19 protein-coding genes are annotated in these 20957 nt (G+C 72.9%); 7 read left to right on the top strand and 12 right to left on the bottom strand.

Annotated features, from left to right (window positions below):
• Nucleotides 1-44: 44 nt before the first annotated feature.
• Entirely contained in the window at nt 45-722 is a 678-nt protein-coding gene (gene afsQ1, locus QFZ75_RS14680; protein WP_099505496.1) for a two-component system response regulator AfsQ1, read from the bottom strand.
• 329 nt (nt 723-1051) lie between these two features.
• Here afsQ1 and QFZ75_RS14675 point away from each other — a divergent pair, with 329 nt between their 5' ends.
• Nucleotides 1052-1813, top strand: a complete 762-nt coding sequence (locus tag QFZ75_RS14675; protein ID WP_307537170.1) for a SigE family RNA polymerase sigma factor — start codon at nt 1052-1054, stop codon at nt 1811-1813.
• Between the two features lie 394 nt (nt 1814-2207).
• On the opposite strand, the gene QFZ75_RS14670 is transcribed toward QFZ75_RS14675, so the two are convergent.
• A complete protein-coding gene (locus QFZ75_RS14670) occupies nt 2208-2870 on the bottom strand; it encodes a uridine kinase (RefSeq protein ID WP_307537168.1) in 663 nt (220 codons plus the stop codon).
• 147 nt (nt 2871-3017) lie between these two features.
• Here QFZ75_RS14670 and QFZ75_RS14665 point away from each other — a divergent pair, with 147 nt between their 5' ends.
• A complete protein-coding gene (locus tag QFZ75_RS14665) occupies nt 3018-3422 on the top strand; it encodes a hypothetical protein (RefSeq protein WP_307537166.1) in 405 nt (134 codons plus the stop codon).
• Between the two features lie 146 nt (nt 3423-3568).
• On the opposite strand, the gene QFZ75_RS14660 is transcribed toward QFZ75_RS14665, so the two are convergent.
• The 3 genes from QFZ75_RS14660 to deoC are packed head-to-tail and all read right to left on the bottom strand — an operon-like array spanning nt 3569 to nt 6907.
• Nucleotides 3569-4513 carry an aldehyde dehydrogenase gene (locus QFZ75_RS14660; protein WP_307537164.1) on the bottom strand — a complete coding sequence of 315 codons (945 nt, stop codon included), beginning with the start codon at nt 4511-4513 and terminating at the stop codon, nt 3569-3571.
• Nucleotides 4506-5942: an aldehyde dehydrogenase family protein gene (locus tag QFZ75_RS14655; protein ID WP_307537162.1), complete on the bottom strand. Its 1437-nt coding sequence runs from the start codon at nt 5940-5942 to the stop codon at nt 4506-4508. The genes QFZ75_RS14660 and QFZ75_RS14655 overlap by 8 nt, the downstream gene beginning before the upstream one ends.
• A 5-nt stretch (nt 5943-5947) precedes the next feature.
• Nucleotides 5948-6907 carry a deoxyribose-phosphate aldolase gene (gene deoC, locus QFZ75_RS14650; RefSeq protein ID WP_307537160.1) on the bottom strand — a complete coding sequence of 320 codons (960 nt, stop codon included), beginning with the start codon at nt 6905-6907 and terminating at the stop codon, nt 5948-5950.
• Nucleotides 6908-7322: 415 nt separating this feature from the next.
• Here deoC and QFZ75_RS14645 point away from each other — a divergent pair, with 415 nt between their 5' ends.
• Both QFZ75_RS14645 and QFZ75_RS14640 read left to right on the top strand, forming a co-directional pair.
• Entirely contained in the window at nt 7323-7976 is a 654-nt protein-coding gene (locus tag QFZ75_RS14645) for a PH domain-containing protein (protein ID WP_307537159.1), read from the top strand.
• A gap of 270 nt (nt 7977-8246) precedes the next feature.
• Complete coding sequence (locus tag QFZ75_RS14640; RefSeq protein WP_307537157.1) at nt 8247-9956, top strand: hypothetical protein; 1710 nt, start codon at nt 8247-8249, stop codon at nt 9954-9956.
• Nucleotides 9957-10302: 346 nt separating this feature from the next.
• Here QFZ75_RS14640 and QFZ75_RS14635 read toward each other — a convergent pair whose 3' ends face one another.
• The 3 genes from QFZ75_RS14635 to QFZ75_RS14625 form a co-directional block, all read right to left on the bottom strand.
• Entirely contained in the window at nt 10303-11937 is a 1635-nt protein-coding gene (locus QFZ75_RS14635; protein ID WP_307537155.1) for a phospho-sugar mutase, read from the bottom strand.
• Between the two features lie 204 nt (nt 11938-12141).
• Nucleotides 12142-12966: a purine-nucleoside phosphorylase gene (locus QFZ75_RS14630; RefSeq protein WP_307537153.1), complete on the bottom strand. Its 825-nt coding sequence runs from the start codon at nt 12964-12966 to the stop codon at nt 12142-12144.
• A gap of 147 nt (nt 12967-13113) precedes the next feature.
• Nucleotides 13114-13551, bottom strand: a complete 438-nt coding sequence (locus tag QFZ75_RS14625; RefSeq protein WP_221347740.1) for a gamma-glutamylcyclotransferase — start codon at nt 13549-13551, stop codon at nt 13114-13116.
• Between the two features lie 143 nt (nt 13552-13694).
• Between QFZ75_RS14625 and QFZ75_RS14620 the strand changes: the two genes are divergently transcribed.
• Nucleotides 13695-15143: an NAD(P)H-quinone dehydrogenase gene (locus QFZ75_RS14620; RefSeq protein WP_307537149.1), complete on the top strand. Its 1449-nt coding sequence runs from the start codon at nt 13695-13697 to the stop codon at nt 15141-15143.
• A gap of 258 nt (nt 15144-15401) precedes the next feature.
• On the top strand, nt 15402-16391 hold the full coding sequence (locus tag QFZ75_RS14615; protein ID WP_307537147.1) for a DeoR/GlpR family DNA-binding transcription regulator: 990 nt from the start codon (nt 15402-15404) through the stop codon (nt 16389-16391).
• 43 nt (nt 16392-16434) lie between these two features.
• Here QFZ75_RS14615 and QFZ75_RS14610 read toward each other — a convergent pair whose 3' ends face one another.
• Nucleotides 16435-17001 (bottom strand): TetR/AcrR family transcriptional regulator, encoded by a 567-nt coding sequence (locus QFZ75_RS14610; RefSeq protein WP_307537145.1) that lies wholly within the window; start codon nt 16999-17001, stop codon nt 16435-16437.
• Between the two features lie 200 nt (nt 17002-17201).
• Entirely contained in the window at nt 17202-18974 is a 1773-nt protein-coding gene (locus QFZ75_RS14605; RefSeq protein ID WP_307537143.1) for a biotin carboxylase N-terminal domain-containing protein, read from the bottom strand.
• Between the two features lie 371 nt (nt 18975-19345).
• Between QFZ75_RS14605 and QFZ75_RS14600 the strand changes: the two genes are divergently transcribed.
• Nucleotides 19346-19882: a hypothetical protein gene (locus QFZ75_RS14600; RefSeq protein WP_307537141.1), complete on the top strand. Its 537-nt coding sequence runs from the start codon at nt 19346-19348 to the stop codon at nt 19880-19882.
• 94 nt (nt 19883-19976) lie between these two features.
• On the opposite strand, the gene QFZ75_RS14595 is transcribed toward QFZ75_RS14600, so the two are convergent.
• Nucleotides 19977-20597, bottom strand: coding sequence for a nucleoside triphosphate pyrophosphatase (locus QFZ75_RS14595; RefSeq protein WP_307537139.1), 621 nt, complete (start codon nt 20595-20597; stop codon nt 19977-19979).
• Nucleotides 20598-20628: 31 nt separating this feature from the next.
• Nucleotides 20629-20757: a morphogenic membrane protein MmpB gene (gene mmpB, locus QFZ75_RS14590; protein ID WP_307537137.1), complete on the bottom strand. Its 129-nt coding sequence runs from the start codon at nt 20755-20757 to the stop codon at nt 20629-20631.
• Between the last annotated feature and the right edge of the window lie 200 nt (nt 20758-20957).

Genomic DNA, 20957 nt, shown 5'->3' with positions numbered 1-20957 from the left:
ACGGCGGGCGGCGGCCCAGCCGTGGAGCTTGTCCTGCGGTTCGGTCACTGAGGGTTGTCCAGCCGGTAGCCGACGCCGCGCACGGTACGGATCAGGGTCGGCGAGGACGGCACGTCCTCCACCTTCGCGCGCAGCCGCTGCACGCACGCGTCGACGAGCCGCGAGTCGCCGAGGTAGTCGTGCTCCCACACCAGCCGCAGCAACTGCTGCCGCGACAGGGCCTGTCCGGGCCGCCGGCTCAGCTCCAGGAGCAGCCGCAGCTCGGTGGGGGTGAGCTGCAGGTCCTCGCCGTTCTTCGTCACGGTCATCGCGGCGCGGTCGATCACCAGCGAACCGAACGTCGCCGAGTCGTTCGCCTCGCGCTCGCCGCGCCGCAGCACGGCCCGGATCCGGGCGTCCAGCACCCGTCCCTGCACGGGTTTCACCACGTAGTCGTCGGCGCCGGACTCCAGCCCGACCACGACGTCGATGTCGTCGCTGCGCGCGGTCAGCAGGATGATCGGCAACTGGTCCGTCCGCCGGATGCGCCGGCACACCTCGAATCCGTCGATGCCTGGCAGCATCACGTCGAGCACGATCAGATCGGGCCGCTGCTCGCGCAACAGCTTCAGACCGTCCTCGCCGGTGGCAGCGGTGGCCACCCGGTGACCCTGGCGCGTCAAAGAGAGCTCCAGGGCCGTCCGGATGGCGTCGTCGTCCTCGATCAGCAACAGGGAAGGCACGGATGTCATTCTGTCCCATGACGTGGGCGGGTATCGACTGTTGGAGCGCTCCCACACATGTCCCGCGTACGAGTGGGGGCCGGGCGCGTGCCGGGTGTGCCGGATGCGTAGCCGTGCGACGCTTCTGCGTGATCGGCCGGTGATGGGCCGGTGACCGCCCCGTGACCTGCCCGTGAGCCGCCGGGTCCGGGGCCCGCCCGGCCCCTGTGACAGGCCTGTGACAGTCGGCGGACACCGTCATGAAGTGGCCCCGGCAAGCTCTTCGTCACAGGCAGGGAAGCACCACAGCAAGTACCGGACGACCGGAACTCCACGACGGGGGGCGCGAGATGAACACGCTGCACAGCACCAGTACTGGCGCAGTTGTCACGCGGCTCCACGACGTCACGAGGAGCACCGAGAAGTCCGGTGCCGTGAGCGGGCGGGGGTGCGCTCGCGGCACCGGGCGTCAGCACACCGGGTCGTACATGACGGTGGTTGACGCACATGCGGGGGGAAGCGGCACGGGGGCCGCCCACGGGGGAACGGGGGCAGCGTACGGGGAGGGCACGGGGGAGCGCCGTTCGGCGTCGGAGGTGGAGTTCACCACCTACGTCCAGGAGCGCCGCGCCTCCCTGTACGCAACCGCCTACCACCTGACCGGCGACCGCTTCGAGGCCGAGGACCTGCTGCAGAGCGCCCTCTTCTCGACGTACCGGGCGTGGGACCGCATCAGCGACAAGGCCGCGGTCGGGGGCTACCTCCGCCGCACCATGACCAACCTGCACATCAGCGCGTGGCGCCGCCGCAAGCTGAACGAGTACCCGACCGAGGAGCTGCCGGAGACGGCCGGCGACACGGACGCGATGCGCGGCACCGAGCTGCGCGCGGTCCTGTGGCAGGCGCTCGCCCGGCTGCCCGAACTCCAGCGCACGATGCTGGTCCTGCGCTACTACGAGGGCCGCACCGACCCGGAGATCGCGGAGATCCTCGACATCAGTGTCGGCACGGTGAAGTCGAGCATCTGGCGGTCGCTCCGCCGGCTGCGCGAGGACGACGTCCTCAGCTTCGGCCGTGACGAGGAGGAGTCCTTCGGGGAGCTCGTCGCCTGAAGGCTGTGGGGGAGGTGTCCGTCACTTCGGGGGAGGTGGCGGGCGGTAGGGGGAGTCCACCGCTTCGGGGGAGGCGGCGGACGCAACGGGGAAGTCCGCGCACTCCGGGGGGAGGGGGCGGACGACTGCAGGAGAAGTTCGTCGCTTCGGGGGAGGCGGCGAACGGCAGGGGGCGGTCCGTCACTTCGGGGGAGGCGGCGGGCGGCCCGGGGGTTGCGGTACCGGGGGAGACCGACGGGGTCCGGGGGGACCACGGGGGTGCACGAGGAGCGGCGGGGCAGGACGGACCGGGGGGTCCGGCCGGCCCCGTCGCTCTTTTTTGTCCGCGGTCGTCCGCGGTCGTCCGCGGGCGTCTTGTGCGAGCGCCCCTGCAGGGGTGCGGGGAACTGCGCGCTCAGCCCCCACGCACCCGCAGCCGGTCCACGACCTCCGGCGCCGAGCGCCCGGTGGCGGCGGCCTCGAGCCGCCCCAGCGCCTCGTCCCGGTCGCACGCGTACGCGCCGAGCCCCGTCTGCCGGGAGACGATCGACCGCTCGTCGCGCATCAGCCGCCACCCCCGCCGGAGCAGGAACGGCACGGACTTGCGGCCCTCGCGCAGATCCCGCAGGAACCGCCGCCGGAACGTGGTCACGGCCCCCCGGCTGAGACACAGCGCGTCGGCCAGCAGCCCCGCCTCCCGGCACCGCTCCACGATCTCCGCCGCGAAGATGCCCTCGGCGATGAAGACCGGCGCCCCTGCGAAGTCGACGGTCTCGGACCCGGTCCGCGCGCTCAGCGAGATGTCGTACACGGGAACACTCGTACGTCCCGTCCCGCACAGCTGCGCTATCGCCGCGACGGCGGCGTCCGCGTCCCAGGACAGCGGATGGTCCCAGTCGATGTCCGCACTCTCCGCCACCTGCGGCAGCGTCGGGTCGTCGCCCTCCTTGTAGAAGTCGTCGAGCCGCAGCACCGGAAGGCCGGAGCGGGCCGCGAGGAGGGACTTGCCGGAGCCGGAGGGGCCGCACAGCAGGACGACGCGCGCGGTTGCCGCGGAATTCGGGAGATGGGAACTCACGAGACACCAGTGTGCGGCATCATCCGCTCCCGGCCGAGCCCGCGGGTCGTCTTTGGAGTGCGCGTCACACACCAACTACCCTACGTGTCGACCTGATTACTTTACGCGCCACGGCGCGTCAGAACGCACCAGAAGGCGGCAGCAGCCATGGCACGACACCAGGCCTCCCAGAATCCGACCGTCCGGCGCGCCGTGCTGGCCCTCACGACCGCGGGGATCGCGGTGGGCGCGGGCGCGGCCTCGGCCGCCGCGGACACGGACCCCGTGCTGGGCTCGGTCCACACCCGTCCGACCTCGCTGGGCAACATCGACCCGCAGGCCGGACTGCGGTCCGCGACCGGGGCCGTCGGATACATGACCGGGCCGGTCGCGGGGCTGAAGCCCAACCCGCTGGCGGGCACGGGTGTCGACCCGCTCGACAACGGGCTCGGCACGCAGGTGGCCGACTTCCCGCCGCTGGCGACGACCATGCTGACGGCGCCGGTCGCGCAGGCCCAGTCGCTGGGCGCCGTCCCGGTGGTGGGCCAGGCGACGGGCCTGCTGGCCAACTGACCCGTACGGGCGGACCGGCGTACGGGCTGCGGACGTACGCCGCGAGAGAGAGCCGCGCCTCCCCCGGACGGTGGGGAAGCGCGGCTCTCCCGTCCTGGTGGACCGGACCGCCTTCGTGCGGCGCCGGTCCGGCGGGTCCGGCGGGTCTAGTACGACGAGCCGGACACGCCCAGCGCGCCGGTCGGGTGCCAGACCGTCTTCGTCTCCAGGAAGGCCGTGAGGCGCTCGGTGCCCGGCGTGGCGAAGTGGTCCACAGGCTGTGGACGCAGAACCCGCTTGAGGTTGTCCGCGGCCGCGACCTCCAGCTCCTTCGCGAGTGCCTCGCCGGCACCGGCCAGGTCGATCGCGTTGACGTCCTGGTGGGCGGCGAGCGGGGCCGCGATCTCCGCCGTCCCGCCGGTCAGGATGTTGACCACGCCGCCCGGCAGGTCGGAGGTGGCCAGCACCTCGCCCAGCGACAGCGCGGGCAGCGGGGACCGCTCGCTCGCGATCACGACCGCCGTGTTGCCGGTGGCGATCACCGGAGCGACGACCGAGACCAGCCCGAGGAAGGACGACTCCTGGGGGGCGAGGACCGCCACCACGCCCGTCGGCTCGGGGGTCGAGAGGTTGAAGAACGGGCCCGCCACCGGGTTGCCGCCGCCCACCACCTGGGCGATCTTGTCGGTCCAGCCCGCGTACCAGACCCAGCGGTCGATCGTGGCGTCGACCTGCTCGGCGGCCTGCGCCCGCGACAGGCCCTCGGCGTCGGCCACCTCGTGGACGAACTGGCCCCTGCGGCCCTCCAGCATCTCCGCGACGCGGTAGAGGACCTGGCCGCGGTTGTACGCGGTCGCGCCGGACCAGCCGCCGAACGCCTTGCGGGCGGCGACGACCGCGTCACGGGCGTCCTTGCGGCTCGCGCGCGGCGCGTTGGCCAGCCATGTGCCCTTGGAGTCGGTCACCTCGTACACCCGGCCGCTCTCGGAACGCGGGAACTTCCCGCCGACGTACAGCTTGTAGGTCTTGAGGACGCTCAGGCGCCGGTTCCCGCCGCTCTCGCCCCTGTCGTCCTTCTCGCCCTTGTGCGGCTTCTTCGGCTTGTCAGACATCGAGGTAAGCCTCCAGGCCGTGGCGGCCGCCCTCGCGGCCGTGACCCGATTCCTTGTAGCCGCCGAACGGCGAGGTCGGATCGAACTTGTTGAACGTGTTGGACCAGACGACGCCCGCGCGCAGCTTGTTCGCGACCGCCAGGATCCGGGAACCCTTCTCGGTCCAGATGCCCGCGGAGAGGCCGTACTGGGTGTTGTTGGCCTTCGCGACCGCCTCGTCCGGGGTGCGGAAGGTGAGGACGGACAGGACCGGGCCGAAGATCTCGTCGCGGGCGACGGTGTGTGCCTGGGTGACGTTCGTGAAGAGCGTCGGGGCGAACCAGTAGCCCGCGGAGGGCAGTTCGCAGGCCGGGGACCAGCGCTCGGCGCCCTCGGCCTCGCCCTGCTCGACGAGCGAGCCGATGCGCGCGAGCTGCTCGGCGGAGTTGATCGCGCCGATGTCGGTGTTCTTGTCGAGCGGGTCGCCCAGGCGCAGGGTCGAGAGCCTGCGCTTCAGGGAGTCCAGCAGCTCGTCGTGGATCGACTCCTGGACCAGGAGCCGGGAGCCGGCGCAGCAGACCTGGCCCTGGTTGAAGAAGATGCCCGTGACGATGCCCTCGACGGCCTGGTCGATCGGGGCGTCGTCGAAGACGATGTTCGCGCCCTTGCCGCCCAGTTCGAGCGTGACCTTCTTCCTCGTGCCCGCGACCTGGCGCGCGATGGCCTTGCCGACGGCGGTGGAGCCGGTGAAGGCCACCTTGTTCACGTCCGGGTGCGCGACGAGCGCCGCGCCCGTGTCGCCGTAACCGGGAAGGATGTTGACGACACCCCGGGGAAGGCCCGCCTGGCGGCAGATGTCCGCGAAGAACAGGGCCGACAGGGGAGTGGTCTCGGCGGGCTTCAGGACGACCGTGTTGCCGGTCGCGAGCGCCGGGGCGATCTTCCACGCCAGCATGAGCAGCGGGAAGTTCCAGGGGATGACCTGGCCGGCGACGCCCAGCGGGCGCGGGTCCGTCCCGAAGCCGGCGTGGCCGAGCTTGTCCGCCCAGCCCGCGTAGTAGAAGAAGTGCGCGGCCACCAGGGGGAGGTCGGCGTCCCTCGTCTCCTTGATGGGCTTGCCGTTGTCCAGGGTCTCCAGGACGGCCAGTTCGCGGCTGCGTTCCTGGATGATGCGGGCGATGCGGAAGAGGTACTTGGCGCGCTCGGAGCCGGGCAGCGCGGACCACTTCACGAAGGCCCTGCGGGCGGCGCCCACCGCGCGGTCGACGTCCTCGGCGCCCGCCCGGGCGACCTCGGACAGGACCTCCTCGGTGCTCGGGCTGACCGTCTTGAAGACCCTGCCGTCGGCGGCCTCGGTGAACTCGCCGTCGATGAAGAGCCCGTACGACGGGGCGATGTCGACGACGGAGCGGGACTCGGGCGCCGGTGCGTATTCGAATGCGGAAGCCATGTGGATCAGTCCACCGTCACGTAGTCGGGGCCGGAGTAGCGGCCGGTGGCCAGCTTCTGACGCTGCATCAGCAGGTCGTTGAGGAGCGAGGACGCGCCGAAGCGGAACCAGTGGTTGGTCAGCCAGTCCGCGCCCGCGGTCTCGTTGACCAGCACCAGGAACTTGACGGCGTCCTTCGTGGTGCGGATGCCGCCGGCGGGCTTCACGCCGACCTGGACCCCGGTCTGCGCGCGGAAGTCGCGGACGGCCTCCAGCATCAGGAGGGTGTTCGCGGGCGTCGCGTTGACGGCGACCTTGCCCGTCGAGGTCTTGATGAAGTCCGCGCCCGCCAGCATGCCGAGCCAGCTCGCGCGCCGGATGTTGTCGTACGTCGACAGCTCGCCGGTCTCGAAGATGACCTTCAGGCGGGCGGCGCCCGAGGCCTCCTTCACGGCGACGATCTCGTCGTACACCTTCAGGTACCGGCCCGACAGGAACGCCCCGCGGTCGATGACCATGTCGATCTCGTCGGCGCCCGCGGCGACGGCGTCCCGCACGTCGGCCAGCTTCACGTCGAGCGCGGCGCGGCCGGCCGGGAAGGCGGTCGCGACCGAGGCGACCAGCACACCGGAGCCGGCGACGGCCGCCTTCGCGGTGGCCACCATGTCGGGGTAGACGCAGACGGCGGCGGTCGTGGGGGCCGTACGGTCCGTGGGGTCCGGGTGGACGGCCTTCGCGCCGAGCGCCCGGACCTTGCCGGGGGTGTCCGCGCCTTCGAGCGTCGTCAGGTCGACCATCGAGATCGCGAGGTCGATGGCGTACGCCTTCGCGGTCGTCTTGATCGAACGCGTACCGAGCGAGGCGGCACGCGCCTCCAGACCGACCGTGTCGACGCCGGGCAGCCCGTGGAGGAACCGGCGCAACGAGCCGTCTGACGCGGTCACGTCCGTGAGTGCGTGGGCTGCGGAGGATGCAGTGGTGGGCATGGTCACCACCCGAGCATATCTACGCGCGTAGCGGCTGTACACCCCCGGGGTTCGCCTCCGGCGGCCGCGGCGCGTGGCCCCCTGGCCTGCCCCGCCAGGGGCGCGGGGAACTGCGCGCTCGGCCCACACGTGGCCGCACCTGACGACGAATCCGGTCGGGGCGCCCCTTCAGAGGCGCGGGGAACCGCGCGCCCGGCCCTCACGTGGCCGCACCTGACGACGAATCCGGTCGGGGTGCTCCTTCAGGGGTGCGGGGAACTGCGCGCCCGGCCCGCACGGCGCCGCGGACCACAACGAATTCCGCCCGCGGGTCCGCGGGCCCGCGGACCCGCGGAGGCCGGGCACGCAGTTCCCCGCGCCCCCGGTGGGGCCCCGCGGCGCGGCCCGGCCACCCGGTTCGGGCAGAATCGCCACCATGACGACCCCGGACCACCAGCCCCCCTCCCCGGACACCCCGGACCCCCAGTACAAGGACCGCGCCTACCGGTCCCCCTCCGGCGTCGCCGGCGGCGTACTGCTGCTGGCGATCGCCGGCTGGCTCGGCATCGACGCCCTGGTCACGGGCGAGGGCCGGACCCCCTGGGTGTCCCTGGCCACGCTGCTCGTGCTGGTCCCGCTGGTCTCCGCCTTCACCCTCCGCCCCGCCGTCCACGCCAACGAGCGGCGGATGCGCATCCGTAACCCCTTCCGGGTGATCACGATGCCCTGGGGGACGGTCGAGGCGTTCCGGTCCGGCTACTCCAACGAGGTGTTCGACAAGGCCGGCACCAAGTACCAGGTGTGGGCCGTGCCGGTGTCCCTGCGGGCCCGTAAGCGGGCGGCCCGCAAGGAGGCCAGGGCGGACGCGCCGGGCACCCGCCGCGGCCGGTCCCCCCACCCCGCACCGGTCCCCGAGGGCCCCGTACGCGCCCAGGGTGACCAGATCATCGACGAGCTGCGCGAGCTGCTGGAGGCCAGGGCCGGGGATCCGCGCGCCCAGGGCGAGGTCTCGGTGCGGTGGGCGTACGAGGTCATGGCCCCCGCGGCGGCCGGAGCCGTCCTCCTGGCGATCCTCCTGTCCCTGGGCTGACGGAGCACCGGACCGACGAGCCGTCGGACCGACGAGCCGTCGGACCGACGAGCCGTCGGACCGACGCGCCGGACCGACCCGCCGGACCGGCGAAGCGCGCCGTACTTGAGGCGATGGCCCCCGCTGGGCCGTACGAGTGGGAGGCACCCGGTGACCGGGGCCGGGGCGTCCGCCGGTCCGGGCGGGCGTCCCGGTCGCTACTGTCACCACCGGTGCCGGACGCCGGTGTCGGCACCGGTGTCCCACGCGATCCGCGAGCCAGGAGTGCATGTGCCGTACGACGAGCCGCTGCGGCTGCCCGCGGCCGCGATACCCGACGACTGCCGGGACTGGACCGCCGGCCGGGCGGCGGGCTGGTCGGCCGCGCTGCCGCCGCGCTGGACGTTCCCGCGGGTGCGCAGGTCGATCGCCGGCGCGGTGACCACCCTCGCGTTCTGCGCGGGCGCCTGGGCCGCGATGCTCGGCGGACTCCGGCCGTTCGTCGCGGCGGGCTTCGCCGTGTACGCCCTGTGGGTGCTCGCGCGGCCCGAAGCGGTCTGGGCCGGGGCGCCCGCCCTGCTCCTCGGGCTCGCGGTGCAGGCTCCGTCGCTGCCGTGGCCCGTGACGGCCTTCGGGACGCTGGTCGTGGTGGCCTCCTGGGCCGCCGTCGCTGTACGCCTGCGGGCCCGCGGCGCCCAGCTGGAGCGGGCGGCCGAGGCGGCCGGTGACGGTACGGCACGCGTCCCGGACGCGGACGCGCCCGTGCGGCGCGGCCGCTTCCTGTTCCCGCTCGGCCTCGCGGTCCTCGCGCTCGGCGTGCTCACCGGCGCCACCGCGCACCTGTGGGGCACGGCCGACGACCACCGCGGTTCCTGGGTCATGGCCTTCTACCTGGCCGGGCTGGGCATGACCGCCCTGGTCTCGGCGTGGCTCGGCCGCCACCGGGCCCTCGCGCTGCGCCGGACTCCCGCGCCCGTCCTGCGCGTCCTCGTGCGCGACGACGCGCAGGGCACCACCGAGGTGTACGCGGCGGACGACCTCGCGGCACTGCGGCCGCTGTTCACGGTGGAGCTGACGTCGTACGACGACGAGCCCGGGCCGGACGCGGCGGACGCGGACGCGGGCGGGGACGCGGGCGCAGGTGCGGAAAGCCCTGCGGACATCGCCGACGCCGACGCCGAGGCGGAGGCCGCCGAGGAACTGGAGCGGCTCCTCGACGCGGTGGACGACGGCACTCCCGGGCCGGTCCGCGAGGCCGTCCTCTTCGGCGCCCCCTTCGACGGCGCCGAGGTCGTGGTCCTCAGCGCCGACGAGGACCCCGACCAGCCGCCGCTGACGGAGTGGTCGGCGGGACCGGTCCGCCCGCTCTCGCCGAGCGCGGGCATGCGGCGCACCGCCAGGGAGAAGACCCGTGAGGAGCGGAACCGCCAACTGGAGCGGCGGGCCCGGCAGTCGGTCGTGGACCGCGTCCCGGCACCGGTGCGGCGCTGGCGCGCGGGCTGGTTGGACTGGGTGGCCGCCGCACTGCTGGTGCAGTGGGGCGTGTGGCTCACCTGGGCCGGGTTCACCGACTCCGGCCTGTCCCCGTGGAAACTGGGCCTGGTCGCCGCACTCGGCCTCTACGGAGCCGTCCGCGTCGCCGTGAAACTCGCCTGGCGCATCACGGCGGACCGCTCGGGCCTGTGGGTCACCGGGCTGCGCGGCCCCCAGCACGTCCCCTGGGACGACATCCGCTCCGTACGCCGCCGGTCCTTCGAGCTGAAGCTGCGCTGGCGCGACGACAACTGGTCGGTCGCGGCGCCGCGCTGGGCCTGGTTCGAACGACGGCGCGGCCTGGTCCACCCGTACGACGCGCTGGCGGCCGAACTGTCGGCCATGCGCGAGGACCCGGCGCTGCGCCCCACCGGAGAGAGCACGGCCCCCGAACGGGGCCGCCCCCTGTGGCCGCTGGCCGTGCTGCTGGCCCTGGTGTGGGCGGCGGTGCTGGTGATGTGGGGCTGAGGGACGGGCGATGCGCGTCGAGGGACGGTGCGGGCTGCGGGACCGTACGGGCCGAGGGGCGGTGCGGGCCGGCGGGCGCCGAGAGCCGACGGGCGGTGGGACCGCACGGACGCGGGCCCCGTCGGGGCCCCGACGAGCCTGACAGGATCCCGCCTGGTCGGACCGGATCCCACCGGGCCGGACCGGGCCCCACCGGGCCGGACCGGATCCCACCGGGCCCGACCGGATCCCACCGGGCCCGGCGGGCCCGACCGGACCCCACCGGGCCCGACCGGACCCCACCGGGCCCGACCGGATCCCATCGAGCCCGCCGGGCCCGGCGGCCGCCACCGGACCGGCGGCGGCCTCAGATGCCCGCGGCCGCCGACAGGTCGCGCTTGATCGCCGACAGCAGCTCCGCCGCCTTCGTGCGGGCCGCCGGGAGTGCGTCGTGGCCGGACACCGGCACCACGACCTCCAGGTAGCACTTCAGCTTCGGCTCCGTACCGCTGGGGCGGACGACGACCCGGGCGCCGTCCAGCGTGTAGCGCAGGCCGTCCGTGGGCGGGAGCGAGGCCGTGCCCTCCGTCAGGTCCTCGGCCTCGGTGACGGGCAGGTCCGCGAGGCGCGTCGGGGGCCGCTCGCGCAGGCGGCGCATCGCGTCCGCGATCAGGGAGAGGTCGTCCACCCGCACCGAGAGCTGGTCCGTGGCGTGCAGGCCGTGCTCGACGGCCAGGTCGTCCAGGAGGTCCAGGAGCGTGCGGCCCTCCTCCTTGAGCTCCGAGGCCAGCTCCGTGAGGGCGAGGGCCGCCGTGATGCCGTCCTTGTCCCGTACGCCGTCCGGGTCGACGCAGTAGCCCAGCGCCTCCTCGTAGCCGTACCGCAGGCCCTCCACCCTGGCGATCCACTTGAAGCCCGTCAGGGTCTCCTCGTACGCCAGGCCCGCCTTCCGGGCGATGCGGCCGAGGAGCGAGGACGAGACGATCGACTCCGCGAAGGTGCCCCGCGCGCCCCGGCGGACCAGGTGCGCCGCGAGCAGCGCGCCGACCTCGTCGCCGCGCAGCATGCGCCAGTCGCCGGCGGCGTCCTTGACGGCCGCGGCGCAGCGGTCCGCGTCCGGGTCGTTGGCGATGACCAGGTCCGGGTCCGTCTCGCGGGCCTGCGCGAAGGCCAGGTCCATCGCGCCCGGCTCCTCCGGGTTCGGGAACGCGACCGTCGGGAAGTCCGGGTCCGGCTCGGCCTGCCCGGCGACGAGGACGGGGGCGGGGAAGCCGGCCCGGGCGAACGCCGCGAGGAGGGTCTCCTTGCCGACGCCGTGCATCGGCGTGTAGACCGTGCGGGCGGTGCGCGGGGAGCCGGGGGCCAGGACCGCGTCCGTACGCTCCAGATAGGCGTTCAGGACGCCCTCGTCGAGGGTCTCCCAGCCGGAGTCCGGGCGGGGGACGCCGGCGAGGCTCCCGACCGCGGCGATCTCGGCGGCGATCTCCGCGTCCGCCGGCGGGACGATCTGGGAGCCGTCGCCGAGGTACACCTTGTAGCCGTTGTCGCGCGGCGGGTTGTGGCTGGCCGTCACCTCGACGCCGGCCACCGCGCCCAGGTGCCGTATGGCGTACGCCAGGACGGGGGTGGGGAGGGGACGGGGGAGCACGGCGGCGCGCAGGCCCGCGCCCGTCATCACCGCGGCGGTGTCCCGGGCGAAGTCGGTGGACTTGTGGCGGGCGTCGTAGCCGATGACGACGAGGCCGTCGGTCTGACCCTTCGCCTTCAGGTACGCGGCGAGGCCGGCGGCCGCGCGGATGACGACCGAGCGGTTCATGCGCATCGGGCCCGCGCCCAGTTCGCCCCGCAGGCCGGCCGTGCCGAACTGGAGGGTGCCGCTGAAGCGTGCGGTGAGCTCCGCGGTGTCCTCGGCGTCGATGAGCTTGGCGAGTTCCTCGCGGGTCTCCGCGTCGGGGTCCTCGGCCAGCCATGCCTCGGCCCGTGCGATGAGTTCGTCCTGCACGAGGGTCGACCTCTCTTCGTCTCTTCGTCGTCCGTACGTGTTTGTCTACCCCGGTTTCCTCGCCCCCGCCGCCCCTTCCCGTCCCGACCTCGGGGGCTCCGCCCCCGAACCCCCGGTCCTCAAACGCCGGACGGGCTGAAAGCTGACGCCCGGCCCCGCGATGGCGGGGGTCCGGGGGCGGCAGCCCCCAGGGGGGCGGGGAACCTACAGCCGGTCCAGGACCTGGGTGAGGAGCGCTCCCATGTGCGTGGCCGAGTCGCGGCCCGCCTGGAGCACCTCCTCGTGGTTGAGGGGCTCCCCGGTCATCCCGGCGGCCAGGTTGGTCACCAGGGAGATGCCGAGCACCTCCGCCCCGGCCTCCCGCGCGGCGATCGCCTCGAGCGTGGTCGACATGCCGACCAGGTCCGCCCCGATGACCCGGGCCATCCGGATCTCGGCCGGCGTCTCGTAGTGCGGGCCGGGGAACTGCGCGTACACGCCCTCTTCGAGCGTCGGGTCGATCTCCTTGCACAGCGCCCGCAGCCGCGGCGAGTACAGGTCCGTCAGGTCGACGAAGTTCGCGCCGACGATCGGCGACGTGGCCGTCAGGTTGATGTGGTCGCTGATCAGGACCGGCTGCCCGGGCCGCATCCCCTCGCGCAGCCCGCCGCAGCCGTTCGTCAGCACGATCGTCTTGCAGCCGGCGGCCACGGCCGTCCGGACCCCGTGCGCGACGGCGGCGACCCCGCGGCCCTCGTAGTAGTGGGTGCGGCCCAGGAAGACGAGCGCGCGCTTGTCGCCGATCCGGTACGAGCGGACCTTGCTGCCCTGCCCCTCGACCACCGGCGGCGGGAAGCCGGGCAGGTCGGTGACCTGGAACTCGGCGGCGGGCGCGCCGAGGGCATCCACGGCCGGCGCCCAGCCGGAGCCCAGCACGAGGGCGACGTCGTGGGTCTCGGCGCCCGAGTACTCCCGCAGGCGCGCGGCGGCGGCGTCGGCAGCGGCGTACGGGTCGCCCTGGATGTCGTCCGGAAGAAGAGATGCGTTCACGCGCATGAGGGTAGCCGGTTCGGGCCTACGCGCGTAGATGTTGATGGTCACGGGTTCGCGATCGTTGTCTTGTTGTTTCCGCCGAGACCTGTCGAAGCCCGCCCGGGCCCGTCGGCGCCGGGTGCGGGTGCCCGTGTCCCGCGTGGGTCAGCAGGGACGCTTGCGCAGTTCCATCACGTAGTCGTGCGGGGCGCCCGCCGACTCCGCCGCGTCCGCCAGCTCGCCGAGGTAGCGGGCCGAGGGGAGCCCTCCCTCGTAACCGTTGAGGACGTACAGCCACGCCGACTCCTCACCCTCCAGGGTGTGGATCCGTACGCGCATCCGCCGGTAGACGTCGAGACCGACGCCCTCCCAGCGGTCCATGGACTCCTCGTCCGGCGGGGCGATGTCGTACAGCGCCACGAAGACCTGGGAGCGCGGGGCCTCGACGATGGTCGCCAGCGCGCCCTCCCAGCCCATGTGCTCGCCGCCGAACGTCAGCCGCCAGCCGTTGAGCCACCCCGTGGCGCGCAGCGGCGAGTGGGGAGCGCGGCGCGTCATGAGCCGCGGGTCGAGATTGCCGGCGTACGCGGCGTAGAGCGACATGGGACCGAGGGTACGGCAGCGAACCCGTGTGACTCCCCCGTGACCGCGGCCCCGGATCGTGCGCCCCGGGAACGCGCCGCGACGCGCACCCGCGACACCCGGACAGAGCCCCCGGGCGGAAGCACCTTGAAGCGTGCGGGACAATGGAGTACGTGACTCGGATCGTGATCATTGGCGGCGGACCCGGCGGATACGAGGCGGCCCTGGTGGCCGCCCAGCTCGGCGCGGAGGTGACCGTCGTCGACTGCGACGGCCTGGGCGGGGCGTCGGTGCTCACCGACTGCGTCCCGTCCAAGACCCTGATCGCGACGGCCGAGGTGATGACCACCTTCGACTCGTCGTACGAGGAACTGGGGATCATCGTCGCCGACGACACCCCGCACATCGACCGGCCCGCGCGTGTCGTCGGTGTCGACCTCGGCAAGGTCAACCGCCGGGTGAAGCGGCTCGCGCTCGCCCAGTCCCACGACATCACCGCGTCCGTGACGCGTGCCGGGGCGCGGGTGCTGCGGGGCCGCGGACGGCTCGAGGGCATGCAGGGCCTGGACGGCTCCCGCAAGGTCGTCGTACGGGCCGTGGACGGCAGCGAGGAGACGCTCACCGCCGACGCCGTGCTCATCGCGACCGGCGGCCACCCCCGTGAGCTGCCCGACGCGCAGCCGGACGGCGAGCGGATCCTGAACTGGACGCAGGTCTACGACCTGGACGAACTGCCCGCCGAGCTGATCGTGGTCGGCTCCGGTGTCACCGGCGCCGAGTTCGCCGGCGCCTACCAGGCGCTCGGGTCGCGCGTCACGCTGGTCTCCAGCCGCGACCGCGTGCTGCCGGGCGAGGACCCGGACGCGGCGGCCGTCCTGGAGGACGTGTTCCGGCGGCGCGGCATGAACGTCATGGCCCGCTCGCGCGCCGAGTCCGCCAAGCGGGTCGGGGACCGGGTCGAGGTGACGCTCGCCGACGGCCGCGTCATCACCGGCTCGCACTGCCTGATGGCCGTCGGCGCCATCCCGAACAGCGACGGCATGGGCCTGGAGGAGGCCGGGGTCAAGGTCCGGGAGTCCGGGCACATCTGGACCGACAAGGTCTCCAGGACCACCGCCCCCGGCGTGTACGCCGCCGGAGACGTCACCGGGGTCTTCGCGCTCGCCTCGGTGGCCGCGATGCAGGGCCGCATCGCCATGTACCACTTCCTCGGCGACGCGGTCGCCCCGCTCAACCTGAAGGCGGTGTCGTCGAACGTCTTCACCGACCCCGAGATCGCCACGGTGGGTTACACGCAGTCGGACGTCGACGGCGGTGTCATCGACGCGAAGGTCGTGAAACTGCCCCTGCTGCGCAACCCGCGCGCGAAGATGCAGGGCATCCGGGACGGCTTCGTGAAGATCCTCTGCCGTCCGGGCACCGGGATCGTCGTCGGCGGTGTGGTCGTCGCACCGCGCGCCTCGGAGCTCATCCACCCCATCTCGCTCGCGGTCGACAACAACCTGACCGTCGAGCAGATCGCCAACGCCTTCACCGTGTACCCGTCCCTGTCGGGCTCGATCGCCGAGGTGGCGCGGCAGCTGCACACCAGGAAGACCGCGGGCGAGGTCTGAGACGGCGGCGGTTCCCCCGCGGGGCGCGCAGACCGCCGTCCCCGCGGTAACGGCTGACGGCTGCTGACGACTGCTGGCGACTGCTGCTCACGACTGATAACGGCTGGTGAAGGCTTCGGCCGCGGCTCCCGGCGGGGCCGCGGCCACGGAGGGCGTCGACCATTCGCGCGGCATAGTCGGGGTGATTAGGCCCGTATACCACTCCGCAACCGGCCACGCGAACAACTTCTGCTATTCGGCGCAAACTGCTGAAAGCAGATGGTCGTTGGGGTTACTGTCAGTTTCGTGTTCGCTGCAGAACGTCGCCAATTGATCCTCGAAATGGTGCGAGCAAATGGAGCCGTGTCGCTCCGTGAGCTCGCCCGCGTCGTCCAGACCTCCGAAGTGACCGTACGGCGGGACGTGCGCGCACTGGAGGCAGAAGGACTCCTCGACCGCCGGCACGGCGGTGCGGTATTGCCGGGCGGGTTCACGCGGGAGTCCGGCTTTCCGCAGAAATCCCATCTCGCGACCGCCGAGAAGACAGCCATCGCCGACCTCGCCGCGGGTCTCGTCGAAGAGGGCGAGGCCGTCGTGGTGGGGGCGGGAACCACCACGCAGGAGCTGGCCCGCCGGCTCGCGCGGGTGCCGGGGCTGACCGTCGTCACCAACTCCCTCCTGGTGGCCCAGGCACTGGCCCATGCCAACCGGGTGGAAGTCGTGATGACGGGCGGTACCCTCCGTGGTTCCAACTACGCCCTGGTGGGCAGCGGGGCCGAGCAGTCCCTCCAGGGGCTGCGCGTCTCCCGGGCCTTCCTGTCGGGGAGCGGGCTGACCGCCGAGCGCGGCCTGTCCACCTCCAACATGCTGTCGGCTTCCGTGGACCGGGCGCTCGTCCAGGCGGCCGCCGAGGTCGTCGTCCTGGCCGACCACACCAAGCTCGGTACCGACACGATGTTCCAGACGGTGCCGACCGATGTGATCACCCGTCTGGTCACCGACGAACCGCCGGCCCAGGACGACCGCGCGGCCACCGAACTGCAGGCCCTGGCCGACCAGGGCGTACAGATCGCGGTGGCCGGAGCCGGTGGTTCCGGCGGGGATACGGTCCCGGCGGGGCGCCAGCCGTCACGCCGGGACGTACCGCTTCCCGGGCCCCGGCGCGGACAGGCGCCCGGTGCGGGACCGCAGTTGCGCAGTGCCGCGGCGGTTCTGGGGGAACAGCCCCAGAGCGAGCGGGCGCGCGTCGCCGACCTGCGCAGACGCTGACGCGACGACCTGCGGGTCCGCAGGCGCTCAGGCCTTCAGGTCCTCAGGCCTTCAGGCCGCGCACGGTCAGCGTCAGCATGCGGTCGGCCAGCTCCGGGTCACCCGGGGTCTCTTCGGCGGCCAGCGCGATCGCGTTGGTCAGCTGGAGCAGGTCGCCGATCGAGACGCCGGGGCGTACGGCGCCGGCCTCCTGCGCGCGCGTGAGGAGGGCGCTGCCCGCCTCGCGCATCGGGCCGCTGCACCGCGCGAGCGCCGAGGCGTCGTCGTGCGAGGCCGACATGAGCGCGCGTGCCAGCCCGCGGTACTCACTCGCATGAGTGATGACGGCGCGCAGCCACGTCACGAGCGCCGTGCAGGGGCGGGGATCGTCGAGCAGTTCGCGCGAGCGGACGAGCAGGTCGCTCACCGCGTCCGCGAAGACCGCGCTCAGCAGCGCGTGGCGGTTGGGGAAGTGACGGTAGAGGGTGCCGATGCCCACGCCCGCGCGTTTCGCGACGTCCTCCAGGGAGGCGTCGGCCCCGTTCCTCGCGAACGCCGTCCGTGCCTCTGTGACCAGGCGGTCCCGGTTGCGGCGGGCGTCGGCACGCATCCCTGCCGGGGGAGCGGGCATGGTGTGCCTCCCGTCTGCCGTGCGACCGCGGGCCGGTGGGGGCTGATCGCACAGTTCCCCCCGCCCCTGACGGGACGCATGTGACAAAGCGTGTGTGAGAAGGCGTGTGTGACACGGCGCGTGTGACACGGCGCGTGTGACACGGCGCGTGTGAAGGGGCGTGCCTCCGAGAGGCACGCCCCTTCACACGACGGCCGGTGTCAGTCCTTGATCTCGCAGATGACCGCGCCGGACGTGAGCGAGGCGCCCACCTCGACGGCCAGGGCCTTGACGGTGCCCGAGCGGTGCGCGTTGAGGGGCTGTTCCATCTTCATGGCCTCCAGGACGACGATCAGATCGCCCTCCTTGACCTCCTGCCCCTCCTCGACGGCCACCTTCACGATGGTGCCCTGCATGGGTGAGGCGAGGGTGTCGCCGGAGGCGGCCGGGCCGGACTTCTTGGCCGCGCGGCGCTTGGGCCTGGCGCCCGCGGCCAGTCCGGTGCGGGCCAGGGACATGCCCAGCGAGGACGGCAGGGAGACCTCGAGGCGCTTGCCGCCGACCTCGACGACGACCGTCTCGCGGCCCGGCTCGTCGTCCGTGTCGGTGTCCGCGGGAGCGGTGAACGCGGGGATCTCGTTGACGAACTCGGTCTCGATCCAGCGGGTGTGCACCGTGAACGGATCGGTGGAGCCGGTCAGTTCGGGTGCGAAGGCGGGGTCGACGACCACGGCGCGGTGGAAGGGGACGGCGGTCGCCATGCCCTCGACGGTGAACTCCTCCAGCGCGCGGGCGGCCCGCTGCAGCGCCTGCTCGCGGGTGGCGCCGGTGACGATCAGTTTGGCGAGCAGCGAGTCCCAGGCCGGGCCGATCACGCTGCCGCTCTCCACGCCCGCGTCCAGGCGCACCCCCGGTCCCGACGGCGGGGCGAACGTGGTCACGGTGCCGGGGGCGGGCAGGAAGCCGCGGCCCGGGTCCTCGCCGTTGATGCGGAACTCGAAGGAGTGGCCGCGCAGCGGCGGGTCGTCGTACCCCAGTTCCTCGCCGTCGGCGATACGGAACATCTCGCGCACCAGGTCGATGCCGGAGACCTCCTCGGTGACCGGGTGTTCGACCTGCAGGCGGGTGTTGACCTCCAGGAAGGAGATCGTGCCGTCCACGCCGACCAGGAACTCGACCGTGCCCGCGCCGACGTACCCGGCCTCCTTGAGGATCGCTTTGGAGGACGCGTACAGCTCGGCGACCTGCGCGTCGGAGAGGAACGGCGCGGGCGCCTCCTCGACCAGCTTCTGGTGGCGGCGCTGCAGGGAGCAGTCACGGGTGGAGACGACCACCACGTTGCCGTGGCGGTCGGCCAGGCACTGCGTCTCCACGTGGCGGGGCTTGTCGAGGTAGCGCTCCACGAAGCACTCGCCGCGGCCGAAGGCGGCCACCGCCTCGCGCACCGCGGAGTCGAACAGCTCGGGCACCTCTTCGAGGGTGCGGGCCACCTTCAGACCGCGGCCGCCGCCACCGAAGGCGGCCTTGATCGCGATGGGCAGGCCGTGCTCGCGGGCGAAGGCGACGACCTCCTCGGCACCGGCCACCGGGTCCGGCGTACCGGCGACCAGCGGCGCGCCGGCGCGCTGGGCGATGTGACGGGCCGCCACCTTGTCGCCGAGGTCGCGGATCGCCTGCGGCGGCGGACCGATCCAGGTCAGGTCCGCGTCGAGGACGGCCTGGGCGAAGTCGGCGTTCTCGGACAGGAAGCCGTACCCGGGGTGGATCGCGTCCGCTCCGGAGTCCTTGGCGGCCTGGAGCACCTTGGCGATGTCGAGGTAACTGCTCGCGGGGGTGTCACCACCCAGCGCGAACGCCTCGTCGGCGGCGCGCACATGCAGCGCGTCCCGGTCCGGCTCGGCGTACACCGCCACGCTCGCGATGCCCGCGTCCCGGCACGCCCGGGCGACACGGACAGCGATTTCGCCACGATTGGCGATCAACACCTTGCGCACGTTGGCTCCCTCTCCTTGAAACAAGCCGAGTTTAGGGACTGCCGACACGTCGTTTCGACCCGTCCCCGGTGGTGAGCTTGCCCACACGGAGCGTGATACAAGGCCTGCTCGCCCGTGAAATCCCTTGCGGCACCTCGGTACGCAGGGGCCTTGCCATGAACCCTAGCTCTCCGATGTGGGCAAGGTCTCTGTAAGACCGTGCTGCGCGCCACTCCGTTTCTTTGTGGAGACCCTACGAATGGCCCAACGATTCTTTGCCTTACACAGATCCCTTGTCCCAGGCTTTACTCGTTAGTAGCGTGCTGACCGACGTGAACGTACTTGGGGTAACAGCCCTTGCTCGGGTGGCAGTCGAAAGTGGGTGGGGGCCGGTGGTCCGCAGACCGGTGGCATGGGTGACCGCGATCGTGCTCTTCGCCGAGGCGGTGGGCATCGCGTCGGTCAACTGGTTCATGGGGGTCGTGGTCGACCGGCAGGACATGTCCCTGGCGGGGCTCGACCCGGACGTGATGTCCACGTCGTCGAAGGTCGCGGGGCTGGTCTTCGGCCTCTACTTCGCGCTCTGCGGCTTCACCGCCCTGCGCGTCGCCGTGCGCGACCGGGCGCCCGCCGGCCTCGGCCGCATCCTGCTGATCAGCGCGGCGGTGGTGCACGCCCTGCTCGGCGCGTTCACGGTCGGGCTGGTGGGCTGGGGGGCGTTCGCCTTCATGATGGTCGTGCTCGGGCTGATCGTGCTCATCTTCATGACGTACGACCGCCGGGAGGCGGCCCTGTCCGACGCGACGCGGGACGGGGGGCCCGGGTCCGGAGGACCCGGGAATCCCGAGGGGCCCACGGGTCCCGAGGACGCCGCCGGGGGTCCCGGGGGCGGTGTCGCGCCTCCGACCACCGCACCCTCGGCCTCCTGACGCGCACCCTCGGCCTCCTGGCCCGCACCTGATGCGTACCTGACCCGCGGCTGATCCGGCCCGACCCGGCCCGGCCCGGCGGCCGGCTCCCGCGTCACTTCTCGGGCGGGGCCCACAACCCGGTGATGCCAACGCCCAGTTCGGCCAGCAGGCGGCGTAGCAGCGGCAGCGAGAGGCCGATGACGTTGCCGTGGTCGCCGTCGATGCCGTCGACGAACGGGGCCGAGCGGCCGTCCAGCGTGAACGCCCCCGCGACGTGCAGCGGCTCGCCCGTGGCGACGTACGCGGCGATCTCGGCGTCGGTCGGCTCGCCGAAGCGGACCACGGTGGACGCGACCGCCGACGTGTGGCGGCCGGTCGCCGTGTCCCGCACGCAGTGGCCGGTCTGCAGGACGCCCGCCCGGCCGCGCATCGACTTCCAGCGCGCGGTCGCCTCCTCGGCGTCGGCCGGCTTGCCGTACGCCACGCCGTCCAGTTCCAGCACCGAGTCGCAGCCGATCACCAGGGCGCCGGCGACCTCGGGCCGCGCCGCCACCACGGACGCCTTCGCCTCGGCGAGGGCGAGCGCCAGTTCGGCGGGGGTCGGGGCGGTCACGGCGTCCTCGTCGAACCCGCTGACGACGACCTCGGGGTCGAATCCGGCCTGCCGCAGCAGTCCGAGCCGGGCGGGGGACCGGGAGGCGAGAACGAGCCGACGGCGTGGCTGATCAGTCATGCGCCCAGCGTATCGGCGGGGCCGGGGCGGCTCACATCAGGCCGAGGATGACCATGGCGAACACCACGGCCAGCGCGATGAGGACGCCGAGCCGCCGCAACATGTCCTGCATGTCGCGCAGCTCCTTCGGCGGCTCGTTCTCCGGGTCGGACCACAGCATGCTTCCGATCGTGGCTCCGGCACGGCTCCGGACGCCTGAGTACGCGTACTCATCTTGCCGGTCCCGGCCGCGGAGGAACGATCGGAGACGAACGATCGGAGACGAACGATCGCAGACGAACGGCCGGACTGGCCCTGTCGTCCCGTCCGCCGTCCCCGTCAGGATGGGGCGACTGTCCGGTACGAGACCGTCGACGCCCC

Origin of the sequence: Streptomyces sp. V3I8 (genome assembly GCF_030817535.1) — a bacterium.
Lineage (GTDB): Bacteria > Actinomycetota > Actinomycetes > Streptomycetales > Streptomycetaceae > Streptomyces.
Note: the sequence above shows the minus strand (reverse complement) of the source record. Positions and strands in the feature narration are given on the sequence as shown.